This window comes from Aeromonas sp. 75A (assembly GCF_051919425.1).
GTDB lineage: Bacteria > Pseudomonadota > Gammaproteobacteria > Enterobacterales > Aeromonadaceae > Aeromonas > Aeromonas veronii.
In genome coordinates, this window is record NZ_JBQBES010000002.1 from 4,196,360 (window position 1) to 4,208,457 (window position 12,098).

Sequence of the window (12,098 nt, forward strand, 5' to 3'; positions counted from 1 at the left end):
AAGTTGGCACTTTACTTCCCATGAATACTGGATAAAAATACAGTTATAAATCATGGAGAAGTTTCCTATGCGTCTTGAAATCATCATCGACAGAAAACATCAGATCCCGACCTCGACCATGGAGGCGCTGCGTCAGGAGCTGCTCAAGCAGCTTGGCGAAAAATTCCCCGACATCCATGTGCGTGTCGCGCCGGGCAGTGCCATGGCCCTGACCGTCAGCCGTGCCAGCAAGGAAGACAAAGAGCTGGCCGAAGCCATGGTGCAGGAGGTGTGGGAGAACGCCGACAGCTGGATGCCGGAAGAGAACGTCGCCTCCTGATCCCGCACTGTCAGTGGATAACTCGGGCGTTGGATAAATGGGCAGCTGAAAAACGGTCATGCCCGCTAACGATTCGCAGAGCCCCGGACAACAAAAAACGCAGCCAAGTGGCTGCGTTTTTTGTTGGTGGTGAGAGGCTCGCGGTGGTTAATGGCTTTGGGTTGAGCCAGGCCCGTTACAACCCCGCCCAGCTTTTCAGGCTCTGCTGCTGCACCCGGCGATTGGCTTCGCGGATCTCCCCTTTGGCGCGCAGGTCGGCCAGCGCAATGGGCAGTGCGGCGCGGATCTCGTCACTGCTCATTCCGGCTTTGAGGGCCGGGTGATAGGCCATCTTAAGCAGCACATAGTCCAGCCCGGTCAAAAAGCTGTCGATGCTGTTGTCATTGAAGATGGAGGGAAACACCTTGTCCGAGTCGTTGGGCAGCCCCATCACCTGGGTGAACTCCTCCACCACGCAGTCGAGAAAGCGTCCCTTGGCCCGGCTGTAGTCTACCGGAATGATGATGGTGGCACGGCTGATCTCGTGTTTCACATTGGTTGCGAAGTTGGCAAGGCAGAGCCCCTCCTTGAGCGCCATCTTGACCGATGGATCCCCCCCATGGTGCGGTTGGCCCAGCTCTTCATCTTGCTGTAGTCGGTCATGATCAGGGTGAGGTTGGGCTTTGCGGTCACCATGCTGATGGGGTGGCCGGTGATGCGGGCCAGATGGGCCGCCTGTACCTTCACCACGTCTGCCTGCAGCGGCTTGTCACCTGACTCGTTGATAAGTTGCAGCCGGATCGGCTGCTGCCAGCGGGCAAAACGGGTCTGCCTGGCTTCGCCATACTCCCGCTCCATGGCGATGGCCATAAAGCTCTCGACCAGATAGCTGTCGCTCTGCCAGCGCTCATCGGCACGGGCGCTGTGGCCTGCGAGCAGAATCAGCAGGGCCAGCAGCCCGCGTAACGTGAAGCGGGGATAGTCAGCGCGGCCCAAGCAGGCCATTACCAAAGTGGCAATAAAGCGGGTGGCACCAAAGGGGATGGCGGCAAATGGCATGTTTCCTCCCTGAAACGGTTGTCAGCCTAGCGGTTGGCCTTGTCGATATCGCGCCAAGTGAGCCAGAGCCTGAGATCAAACTCCAGTTGATGATAGTCGGGCTCCATGTGCTGGCAGAGCTGGTAGAAGCTCTTGTTGTGATCCTTCTCTTTGATATGGGCCAGCTCGTGCACCACGATCATTTTCAGGAACGGGGGCGGGGCCTCCTTGAACAAGGCGGCGATGCGGATCTCGTTCTTGGCCTTGAGCTTGCTGCCCTGCACCCGGCTGACGTAGGTGTGCAGGCCGAGGGCATCCTTGATCACGTTGATCTTGCCATCGAACACCACCTTTGACAGGGGCGCCGAGCTCTTGAGGTAGCGGTTCTTCAGCTCCATGGTGTAGGCGAGCAGCGCCTTGTCGCTCTGGATCTGGTGGCTCTCCGGATAGCGTTTGGCCAGCATCTCCCCCAGCTTGCCCGCCGCAATCAGCTGCTGTACCTGTGCCTTGAGAGGCTCGGGATAGCCGCCCAGATAAGTCAGTTCCGCCATGGTGTCACTCGTTACATCAAAAAGAGCGTCATTGTAGTTATCTCGGGCGGGCTTGCCTACTGCGGGCCGCTGCTGCAAGGGGCTCTGGCGCAAGAAAAAGGGCGGCCATTGCAACAATGGCCGCCCTGCGGGGCGTATTGACGATCAGCGTCGGCGATAGAGACCCGGATCCACCTCTTCGTAGTGGCTGGTCAGGTATTGATAGAAGGCGAGATGGGAAGGGGAGCTGGGTTTTTTCAGCTCTTCGCTCACCCGATCTGGCTTGGCTATGATGAACTTCGGGCTCTGGCGCTGGATATCGGCCAGCACCCGCTCGCGCACGTCATAGGGCGGATTGACGTTGGCAAAGAAGAGATAGGCGGACGCCGGCTGGCGATCGGTCCAGAGATAATATTGCGGCTGGATGCCATCGACCCAGATCTTGTCGCTCGGGAGTGTCTCGGCCTTGATGCGATCAACCCGTACCTGCGCGGCCGGATTGAAAGGGCGACCCTTGAGGGTGCCTTCCCAGGCGTTGTTGATCATCAGCAGCAGCATGGCCAGCGTTGCCAGCCAGGGGGTGGCACTGCGCACATCCCAGGCTCGCCAGAGGGGGATGAGGATCAGCACCGGCAGCGCCCACAGCAGGCTGGTACCGAGCACCTCGTTGACCCGCTCGAGGGACCACTCCTTGGTGCTCCAGCCAAAGGCGAGCTGCTGGGCCAGCAGCCAGCTGGCGGTGAGCACCACCAGCGAGATGCAGAGCAGGCCGATCGCATCGGCCTGCTGTTCGCTGCGATCCAGCAATACCGCCAGCGGCAGCACCGCCAGTTGCAGATAGAGCACGTCGTAGTGATCGAACACATGGCCGGAGACCGAGTTGGCGATCAGGGTAAACAGCACCCCAAACAGGGTTGCCAGCAGGGCGGGCAGATACCACTCCTGACGGCGGCTCAGCATCAGAATGATGAAGGCGGGCAGCAGCATCACAAGGCCTGTGCGCAGCAGGCCGACGGCGCCCACCATGGGGGAGAAGCCATTGCCGTAGCTCCCTTCGAAGAAGATGTCGAAGGCGTAGTATTTGAAGGCCGCCAGCAGATCATGCTGCTGGAAGTAGGCGTAAAGCGGGCCGCCAATCAGCGCCAGCCCCAGCAGGCTGGAGATGAGCAGCAAGATGGCATCACGCCACTTTTCGTGCAGGCACCAGTGGCAGAACAGCACCAGATACCAGGCTCCCCAGAAGGCGCCGTTGTTGGTGCGCATCCAGGCGACGATGGCGAAGGTGAGGGCCGCTACCAGCGCCGGCCACCAGCGAAATCCTTTGTCCAGCAGCAGGGTGATGAAGGCCCACTGGGCGATGAGGGCGAGGTGGAAGGTCCAGTCCTCGGTCATGTTGCCGTAGTAGTAACGGGTGCCGTAGAGAGCCAGTACCGCCAGCATGGCGCCAAGACGCGCCTTGAACGAGAGGCCAAGTTGGGCAAAGGCTTGCCAGCTGGCCAGCAGTCCGAGCCAGCAGAGCACCCACTCCAGTGCCCAAATCCCGACAAATCCCCCCAGTCCATAACCCAGCGCGTCGAGGGCGAAGATCATCGGCCCCTTGATGTCGATCATGTCGCGATAGAGCACGCCCCCTTCGCTCCACATCTTGCCCATCACCGCGAACAGCGAAGCATCGAAGCCCGGCGCCATGGCGTGGAAGAGCGGGTTGCGCAGACAGAAGAGCAGCGCCAGCAAGGCGGTCAGCAGCACAATGGCTGGCTTGATGCCTGGGTTGACGCGAGGAGGAGTGAAACGGATGGAGTGATTCATGAAGTCGCCTGTTCCTGCAGCTGGTCTTGAAAGCGGGCCTATCTTGCCGAGCTAGTGAGTGCGATGCAATGGGGCAGGCCGGTGTGGGGCAAATATTCTCGAAAAAGCCCGGTTCTTGCAGGGAACCGGGCACTGGCTGCGGCAATATTGGCCGTCTGGGGGATGTGGTAAAGCCATTCCCCCTCTGCATCAATGGATGTACTCAACCAGGGGCGGCTGCGCTTCCAGTGTCGGCAGGTGACGGGCCCAGCGGATAAAGGCGTCGGCCAGGGTGATACCGAGCTCCTGATTGTGCTGGGTCAGGGTGCGCGCCAGTGCGGTGTAACCCTCCTTGCCGGAGGCGGTATAGGCGCTCGACACTCCGCGATAGATCTGTTCGGGATTGACCGTTTGCCACTGGCCGGGAGCGGCTTCCCACTCCAGTCGGGTGATGCGCTGGCCCTTGGGCCGATCGGCCTGATAGGTGAATCGCACCCCCGCGGTGTAGGGGAAGCTGCCGTTGCCATTGCCGACCACGCCATTGTTGGTGGCATTGTCGATGGCATTTTCCAGCGCCTCCGCCAACTCGTGACCGTGCACCCGATAGAGGGTGAGGGGAATGGCAAACGGCAGCAGGCGACCGGCGATATCCGCTTCGCTCAGGGGGCCCGGCTCCAGCGAGCAGCGCACGCCGCCAGCATTGTGCAGGGCAAAGTCCACCTCGCCTACCTGTTCACGGGCGGCGGTCAGCATGGCGCGGGCCACCAGCGGGGCGAGTTGGCTGCCGTGGGGCAGGGTGGCATCCGGCAGTCGCTGATGGGGCAGTGGCGCCGCCAGTCGGGTGACGATGCGCTGGCTCATGGTTTCAATCTCCGGCCGGTAGCGTTTGGCCAGATGTTGTTCAAGTTGTGGATCCGGTTCGCAGAAGGTGAGTCCGACAGGTGGCGTAGAGGCAAATGGCCAGGGTTGCCAGGGGAGCCACTCCAGCTGCCCCTGACTTTGCACGACGCGGCCCGCCTTATCGAAGGTGAGCTCGCAGACGCCGAGGCAGAGGGCGCTGTGGCCTGCGTGCAAAATGGCCACTCCGTTGTTCATCAGCGGATAGCTGCCTTCGCTTGGCAGACCCAGCGGCGCGAGATCGCCGAGCAGGCTGTGGGTATGGCCGCCAATGATGAGGCTGAGCTCGGGGAAGCGCTCGGCCAGCAGTTTGTCCTGATCCAGCCCGAGGTGGCTCAGCAGCACGATATGCTGGATCCCTTCGCGCTTGATCTCCTGCAACACCCGGGTGAGGGTGTCGGCGACCGCGTGGAAACGGGTGTGGGGATCCGGGTTGGCGATGGCAGCCATCTGGGCGAGGGTGATGCCGAGCAGCGCAAAGGGAACGCCGTCGATCACCCGACGGTGCCAGGGCTGATGGGCGTCGTAGAGGTGGGGAATATCCCACAACCCAAGCGGCGTGTCGGCTGGCTCCTGACTGTTGTCCAGATTGGCGGCCAGCACCGGAAAATCGAGCTGGCGCAAGAACTCCACCAACGGGCCGTTGCCCAGATCGAACTCATGGTTACCAAGTACCATGGCATCGGGGGCCAGCATGGCGAGCAGGTCGGCGTTGGCGCGCCCTTTGAAACGGTTGAAATAGAGAGAGCCCTGAAAGGAGTCGCCACCGTGCAGAAACAGAAAACGCTGGCCGGCTGCTGCGGCTTTGGCACGCAGTTGGGTCAGTCGGGTCAGGATCCGGGCATAACCGCCGCACTGGGTGCGCCACTGGCCTTCACCGACAGGGGAGAAGCTCATGGGCGCGCCATCGAAGTGGGAGTGGCAATCACTGAAATGGGCAAGTTGAACCGTAATACTCATCTCGGTCCTCCTTAGGGGGAAAATGAGCACCGAGTCTACTGCAAAGGGGGGGGAGGATACCAGCCCGGCAGGGTGCCGGGCTGGTCAATGATCAGGCGGGTACCATGATCTGGGTGGCGACGATCACCACCAGCAGGCCGACGGCGACCGGCATACTGGTGCGCTTGACCACCTCGAACGGCGAGAGCTTACCCATCCCGGCGCAGGCGACCACCACCCCGGAGACTGGAGAAATGGTGCGACCCAGGTTGGAGGCTTGCAGCATCGGGATCACCAGATAGGCCGGGTTGATGCCAAGGCTGCTGGCCAGGTTGGGGATCAGCTCCACGAAGGCGTAGAAGGGGGCATTGCCCGAGCCGGTGGTGAAGGCGGCTAGGGTGGTGATCACCACCAGTGACAGCATCATGATCAGGCCGCCCGAACCGAGATCCTGCGCGTGAGCCAGCAGGGTGTCGATAAAGCCGATGGTCATCAGACCCTGGGCGAAGACGCCGGCACCGACCAGCAGCATGACCACACCGGCAAAGGCGTCAGCCATGTTGCGCCAGCAGACCTGGAGACCGTCCAGCAGCTCCTTGCCATTGCGGATACGCACCAGCTCCAGCAGGCTGGCCAGCACCATGCACATGACGATGATGGTGACGATATCCAGCTGCGGACCCCATTTGCCGTCAAACACCAGCACCCCGATGATGGGGGTAAAGGGCAGGATGGCGTAGAAAGCGGGGGCGGTAGTCACCAGATCACCCGGTGCGACCGGCTCGTTGTGCTCACCGGATTTCTGGTCAAGGTAGCGCTGCCAGAAGAAGTGGGTCACCGCCATACAGGCGATCGCCACCAGCGAGATGGGCAGGGTCAGCTTGAAGGCAAAGTCCAGCAGCGGCATGTTGGCGGCCTGAGCGGCCATCACCACGTCACCCGAGGTAGGTGCCAGAATGATGGCGGCTGGCGAGGCGCACACGGCCGCCGCCGCGCCACGGGAGATCCCCATGTTGACCATCAGCGGGAACAGGGTGGCCATCAACAACACGCCGAGGCCGGTAGCGGAGCTGACCGCCAGCGACATGGCACAGGCCACCAGATAGGCAGCCACCAGCAGGATATAGGGGGATTTGATGATGCCGAGCGGTTTGCTGGCCAGCTTGACCAGAATGGTGTTGGCGCCGATATGGCTCATGTAGCCGGCGAAGCCGCACAGCACCATGATCAGCATCCCCAGTCCACCGCCACGGTCATTGAGCAGGAAGCGGACGTATTCGAAGATATCGGTTGCGATATAGCCGGTGCTGACCACCTTGCTCGGCAGTACCGGCTTGCCCATCATGGCGGTGATGACCAGCAGCAGCAAGCCGCCGCTCAGCAGCACCCCGGTCGCGGAGTATCCTTTGAAAATGGCACGGCCCACCACCAGGGTGACCAGGGTGCCAACGATGAGTTCCAGCATATGTTGCCTTCTGATTGGATGAGAGTGGAGGGAGTCTATTCCGATAGGGGTAGAGTGGCGACTGGAAACAGGATGTTGTGTGAGCTAAATCAACGTTTAACCCCATGAACAGAATTAAAGAAAGGTAAAGGTACTTTACCCAGCGGGTTTGGCTACCTACCCTTGCCAGCCTTGGTTGTCTTTTGAGGCTTTTATATGGTGGTTGGTGATTTTTCAGGCATTAAACGCTATCTTTTTCTGCTTGCGATGCTATTTTCACCTACTTGCGTGTTTGCAGTAACCAATGACGGTTTTCATCAAACCGGCCCTCATCAGGCGGTCGCCATGCGGCGTCTCATGGCTCCTCACTCTTACGGCGTACTGGTGGTCGCCGAAGGGAACAGACCCCGTTTTGCCGCGCTGGCATCCAAAACCACGGAAGCAAACTGCCTGGCCCGTCATGCCATTCGGGTAGATGGGGTCGCGCTGCTGGTCACCCCGAGATTCTATGCCAGAGAGGAAAAACGGGGACTTTGCGAGCTGTGGCTCAATGAGGGGGCAGATCAGGACTTTTTTGCCAACCGTCTTAAAAATGATCATTTTATTCAGATAGATGGTCATGACATCAATGTGAAAAACTATCACCTCGACTGGCAGCGCATCAGCCGTCATGCTCAATAAAAATACAGTTTTGCCCTTGTGCCATACTCTGCTCACGCAACCTGTGAGCGTGCTCTGATTTCTGGGCGCATCATTGTATTGCGCCGCCTCGTCGTCACACATAGGCTATACCCGTCATCTGTGTGGCGGTGGGGTTCACCAAGGTTGGTACTCCGCCCGTGCAATCAAGGAAGGTAGTCTGGCATGGTCAGCAAGGTTTATGGAGTAGTGGGGGTCGGGTTGTTGCTGTTGCCCCTGATGAGTCAGGCTCAGCCGAGCCGGCCGCAAGTGGTGCCAGAGTCCCGCATCAATGTCCGTTTTTATGAGGTCAATGCAACCGGTCCGGAGCAGCTTGCCCGGGCGATTGCCCAGAGTGCTCCCAAGGTGAATGGCAAGCCCGTACTCGGCAAGGCGAGTTATCAGGTGGACTGGCAGCTGGATACCGAGCAGTTGCCGGGTCGCTGCCAGCTCAACCGGGTGACGGTGACCACCAACGCCACTGTGTTGCTGCCCCGCTGGCGTCAGAGCGCGAACAGTAGCGATCCTGCCCGCCAGCGCTGGGGGCGGCTGCTCTCCAGCATGTTTGACTACGAATCCCGCTTCAAGGAGATGGTGCTGCAAGGGGCCAATCAGGTGGGCGGTGCGATTGCGGCGTTACCGAGCCATGCAGATTGCCAGGCGCTGCGCTATGCCGCGTGGGCAGCAGGCAGTGGCGAGCTGAACAAGATCAAGGGACGGCTCGACGGATTCCAGCGTCAGACAGGTTACGGCGAACAGCTCGGGGTGCACTGGCCCAAGTGAGCGCTATCTCAAGACGCAATATCCAGCATCGCACGATTTGATAAATAGAATGGCCGCCCGATGGGCGGCCATTCTATTTGCTTACAGAGTCCGGTTCAGACCAGCGCCTTGCCTTTGAGCAGTTTGCGCACCCAGTAACGGGCTGGGTGGAGCGCTTCCAGCAGATCGGCGGCCAGCGGCAGGGGATCGCCGCAGATCTCGCTGGCGAGCAGCTCACCACAGAGCGGCGCCGAGCAGAGGCCCCGCGAGCCGAGCGCCCCCAGCACATAGAGGCCGGGGTGAAGGGGGAGCGGCTGGGCGTTGTGCTGATCATGCTGCAGCTGCGCATAGTGATCCGCCAGACCTTGCAATCTGGCCACTGGCCCCACCACCGGCAGGTGATCCCGACTGGCACAACGCACCCCTACGCGCGCCTCGTTGCCGCTCACATCCACTTCGGCGGGCCAGGTTTGCTCCGGCAGGCAGGCTTGTAACCGCACCTGATTCTGGATTTGCTCCTCGGCACGAAACTCAAGGCTGCTCTGGTTACGGCCATAGCTGGCACCAATACAGTGTTGAGCGTTGTGCATAGGTGTGAGGTAGCCATCGTAGCAGAGCACCGTGTTGAGCTGACTCAAGCTGGCTGAGGTTGGCACATGACTCACCTGACCGCGCACCGGATAGAGCGGCAGCTCGGCAAAAGGGAGCAGTGCTGGCAACTGGTGACCGGCAGCGACCACCAGATTGGGGGCCTGCCAGTGGCGGCCGTCCTGGCTCTCTATGTGCCAAGCATCGGTCTGCTCGGCTATGGTGACCACTTGGGTGTGGTATTCCACCTGCAGCAGGCCGCTGGCTTGCGCCTCTTTCAGGGCGGCTCGGGTGAGATCGGCCGGACAGAGCCAGCCTCCCAGCGGATAACCGACGCCGCTGTGGCCGCAGGGCAGGCCGACTACTTGTTCTACTTCCGCTGTCGATAGGGGTTGCATCAGTTCGGACGGGAAGGGGCCCTGACTCATCTTGGCCAGCTTGGCTGCCGATTTGTCGTCATAACCGAGCTGGGTTACCCCGCACAGTGCAAAAGCGATGGGGTGGTGTTCGGCCAACGCCAGCAGCCGTTGGCGGGCATAGCCAAAGGCGAGGGAATAGAAGCGTGACAGGGCATCGTGCTCGCCGTTAAGCAGTGGATAGAGGGCTCCTTGGCGGTTGCCCGAGGCGCCGGTGGCCGGTTCGCCATCTGCACACAGCAACGTCACCTTGCGACCCCGCTCCACCAGAGAGAGCGCCGTCATGGCCGAGGCGATGCCGCCGCCGATGATCACCACCTCGCCAGCGCGTCCGGCAGGACGGGCATACCAGGGGGCGATGGTCTGCTGCGGCTGCTTGTCGGTGCGATCCCCCACCAGCATCTCCCGCTTGCTACCGTGGCCCTTCACCTTCTTCATGGCAAAACCGGCGGCAATCAGGCCGCGACGGACAAAACCGGCACAGGTAAAGGTGGCGATGGAGCAATCGGGACGGGCGAGGCGAGCGAGACCATCAAACAGATCCTGTGTCCACATCTCCGGGTTCTTGGCCGGGGAGAAACCATCCAGATACCAGGCATCCACCAGACCTTCTGCCCGGTGAGGCACCTGCGGCAGCATATCCTTGATGTCGCCAAACCAGAGATCGAGGCGAATGCGGCCACCCGCAAAATGCAGACGGTGGCAGCCGGAGACCGGCAGCGGCCACTGGGCGACAAGATCCTGACTCAAGTGGCCAAGTTCAGGCCAGGCGGCCAGCGCTTTGCGCAGATCGTCTTGGGTCAGGGGGTATTTCTCGAAACTGATGAAGTGCAGACGGGAGCCGTTGCCGGATTGGGGCGCCTGTTCCAGGAAGGCTTGCATTGTCGCCAGAAAGTTAAGACCTGTGCCGAAACCTGTTTCACCTATCACGAAACTGTCACTATCGTGGTGCGAAAATCGCGCAGGTAGCCGGTTTTGCTGCAAAAAGACGTAGCGGGTTTCACTTAGACCGTTATCATTGGAAAAGTACACATCCCCGAAGTCACTGGAGACAGGAGTTCCCGCTTCATTCCAGTCCAATCGGGCATGATGTAAGGATGTTTGACTCACGTTTTCCTCGGCTCGCGTCACAAAATCGCGGGCATTCTACGTGAAAGCAGACCAGTTTGGCAGCCGAAAGCGGGTAGACTTGGCGCCAGTTTTTCCAGACGAGATGAATTAATGAGAAGAGCAGTGATCACCGGTATCGGCGTCATCTCCAGTATCGGCAACAACAAGGAAGAAGTGCTGGCCTCCCTGAAAGCAGGTAAATCCGGCATCACCTATTCCGAGCAGTTCGAGCAGCACAACCTGCGCAGCCGTGTCTGGGGTAACATCAAACTCGATCCGTCTGAACTGATCGACCGTAAAGTCATGCGTTTCATGGGCGACGCTGCGGCCTACGCCTACCTCTCCATGCAGCAGGCCATTGAAGATGCCGGTCTGGCGGAAGATCAGGTCTCCAACGAGCGTACCGGCCTGGTGGTCGGTTCAGGTGGTGCCTCCGGCAAGAACACCTCGGAATCTGTGGACATCGCCCGTGAGAAAGGGGTCAAGCGTGTGGGCCCTTACATGGTGCCGCGCACCATGTCTTCCACCACCTCTGCCTGCCTGGCGACCCCGTTCCAGATCAAGGGTGTCAACTACTCCATCAGCTCAGCTTGCGCGACCTCTGCGCACTGTATCGGTCACGCCATGGAGCTGATCCAGCTTGGCAAGCAGGATGTGGTCTTCGCAGGTGGCGGTGAAGAGTTGGACTGGACCTCAACTATCCAGTTTGACGCCATGGGCGCCCTCTCCACCAAGTACAACGACACGCCGGAAAAAGCGTCCCGTACCTATGATGCGAACCGCGACGGTTTCGTTATCTCCGGTGGCGGCGGTATTCTGGTAATTGAAGAGCTGGAACATGCGCTGGCCCGTGGTGCTCACATCTATGCCGAGTTGACCGGTTACGGTGCCACCTCCGATGGCTACGACATGGTCGCCCCGAGCGGTGAAGGCGCGGTGCGTTGCATGAAGATGGCGATGCAGGGTGTGGACAAGGTTGACTACATCAACACCCACGGCACCTCCACTCCGGTGGGTGATACCAAAGAGCTGGAAGCTATCCAGACGCTGTTTGGCGCCAACGGTCCCAAGATCTCTGCTACCAAGGCGATGACCGGCCATGCGCTGGGCGCTGCGGGCGTGCACGAGGCTGTCTACTCCCTGCTGATGATGGAACACGGCTTTATCGCCCCCAGCATCAACATCGAGACCCTGGACGAGAAGGCTGAAGGTCTGCCCATCGTGCGCGAGTACGAAGCGGCCGAACTCAACACTGTCATGTCCAACAGCTTCGGCTTTGGCGGTACCAACGCCTCTCTGGTGTTCAGCAAGTTCAAAGGCTGATATCCGGTTGATATGAAAAAAGCGCCTCAGGGCGCTTTTTTTGTCTTCGGGATCTGCCATCACTCATTGCAGAGCAGAGCAGAGCAGAGCAGAGCAGAGCAGAGCAGAGCAGAGCAGAGCAGAGCAGAGCAGAGCAGAGCAGAGCAGAGCAGAGCATCGGCAATTGTGGAATAGGAAGAGTGGGTTAGTGGCAGAGTTCAGCGCAGATGGTGGGGGGAGGTGACGCCACACCAATGAACCTGATCTACATCTCTCTAGCGGGGCAGATAGCAAGAAGGGAGCCTGAG

Annotated in this window: 9 protein-coding genes and 1 pseudogene; 4 read left to right on the plus strand and 6 right to left on the minus strand. The window is 60.2% G+C overall.

The annotated features are described in order from the left end of the window. Positions 1-67 precede the first annotated feature (67 nt). Positions 68-319, plus strand: coding sequence for a DinI family protein (locus ACTG2T_RS19450; RefSeq protein ID WP_005352362.1), 252 nt, complete (start codon positions 68-70; stop codon positions 317-319). A gap of 175 nt (positions 320-494) precedes the next feature. Here the strand turns inward: ACTG2T_RS19450 and ACTG2T_RS19455 are convergent. The 5 genes and pseudogenes from ACTG2T_RS19455 to dcuC all read right to left on the minus strand — a co-directional run bounded on the left by ACTG2T_RS19455 (position 495) and on the right by dcuC (position 6,955). Further along, positions 495-1,168 (minus strand): annotated as a pseudogene (locus ACTG2T_RS19455) (DUF2927 domain-containing protein). A gap of 215 nt (positions 1,169-1,383) precedes the next feature. Continuing rightward, positions 1,384-1,887: a M48 family metallopeptidase gene (locus ACTG2T_RS19460; protein ID WP_204419065.1), complete on the minus strand. Its 504-nt coding sequence runs from the start codon at positions 1,885-1,887 to the stop codon at positions 1,384-1,386. Between the two features lie 144 nt (positions 1,888-2,031). After that, the gene (locus ACTG2T_RS19465; RefSeq protein ID WP_330124631.1) at positions 2,032-3,675 is read right to left on the minus strand and encodes a hypothetical protein; all 1,644 of its coding nucleotides are present in this window, start codon (positions 3,673-3,675) and stop codon (positions 2,032-2,034) included. A gap of 189 nt (positions 3,676-3,864) precedes the next feature. Further along, positions 3,865-5,511: a bifunctional metallophosphatase/5'-nucleotidase gene (locus ACTG2T_RS19470; RefSeq protein WP_330124632.1), complete on the minus strand. Its 1,647-nt coding sequence runs from the start codon at positions 5,509-5,511 to the stop codon at positions 3,865-3,867. 91 nt (positions 5,512-5,602) lie between these two features. Beyond that, a complete protein-coding gene (dcuC, locus tag ACTG2T_RS19475; protein WP_005336914.1) occupies positions 5,603-6,955 on the minus strand; it encodes an anaerobic C4-dicarboxylate transporter DcuC in 1,353 nt (450 codons plus the stop codon). A 195-nt stretch (positions 6,956-7,150) separates the two neighbouring features. On the opposite strand from dcuC, the gene ACTG2T_RS19480 reads away from it, so the two are divergent. Both ACTG2T_RS19480 and ACTG2T_RS19485 read left to right on the plus strand, forming a co-directional pair. Then, entirely contained in the window at positions 7,151-7,615 is a 465-nt protein-coding gene (locus ACTG2T_RS19480) for a hypothetical protein (protein ID WP_330124633.1), read from the plus strand. Between the two features lie 183 nt (positions 7,616-7,798). Continuing rightward, positions 7,799-8,395, plus strand: coding sequence for a DUF922 domain-containing protein (locus ACTG2T_RS19485; RefSeq protein ID WP_330124634.1), 597 nt, complete (start codon positions 7,799-7,801; stop codon positions 8,393-8,395). Positions 8,396-8,490: 95 nt separating this feature from the next. Here ACTG2T_RS19485 and mnmC read toward each other — a convergent pair whose 3' ends face one another. Next, positions 8,491-10,509 carry a bifunctional tRNA (5-methylaminomethyl-2-thiouridine)(34)-methyltransferase MnmD/FAD-dependent 5-carboxymethylaminomethyl-2-thiouridine(34) oxidoreductase MnmC gene (gene mnmC, locus ACTG2T_RS19490; RefSeq protein ID WP_330124635.1) on the minus strand — a complete coding sequence of 673 codons (2,019 nt, stop codon included), beginning with the start codon at positions 10,507-10,509 and terminating at the stop codon, positions 8,491-8,493. A gap of 90 nt (positions 10,510-10,599) precedes the next feature. Between mnmC and fabB the strand changes: the two genes are divergently transcribed. Beyond that, positions 10,600-11,811, plus strand: a complete 1,212-nt coding sequence (fabB, locus tag ACTG2T_RS19495) for a beta-ketoacyl-ACP synthase I (RefSeq protein WP_330124636.1) — start codon at positions 10,600-10,602, stop codon at positions 11,809-11,811. The last annotated feature ends 287 nt before the right edge of the window (positions 11,812-12,098 follow it).

Excerpts from the sequence above, each read along its gene's own strand:
- ACTG2T_RS19450 (WP_005352362.1), top strand. The coding sequence starts at position 68 with ATGCGTCTTGAAATCATCATCGACAGAAAACATCAGATCCCGACCTCG.
- ACTG2T_RS19460 (WP_204419065.1), bottom strand. The coding sequence starts at position 1,887 with ATGGCGGAACTGACTTATCTGGGCGGCTATCCCGAGCCTCTCAAGGCA.
- dcuC (WP_005336914.1), bottom strand. The coding sequence starts at position 6,955 with ATGCTGGAACTCATCGTTGGCACCCTGGTCACCCTGGTGGTGGGCCGT.
- fabB (WP_330124636.1), top strand. The coding sequence starts at position 10,600 with ATGAGAAGAGCAGTGATCACCGGTATCGGCGTCATCTCCAGTATCGGC.
- ACTG2T_RS19480 (WP_330124633.1), top strand. The coding sequence starts at position 7,151 with ATGGTGGTTGGTGATTTTTCAGGCATTAAACGCTATCTTTTTCTGCTT.
- ACTG2T_RS19470 (WP_330124632.1), bottom strand. The coding sequence starts at position 5,511 with ATGAGTATTACGGTTCAACTTGCCCATTTCAGTGATTGCCACTCCCAC.
- ACTG2T_RS19485 (WP_330124634.1), top strand. The coding sequence starts at position 7,799 with ATGGTCAGCAAGGTTTATGGAGTAGTGGGGGTCGGGTTGTTGCTGTTG.
- ACTG2T_RS19465 (WP_330124631.1), bottom strand. The coding sequence starts at position 3,675 with ATGAATCACTCCATCCGTTTCACTCCTCCTCGCGTCAACCCAGGCATC.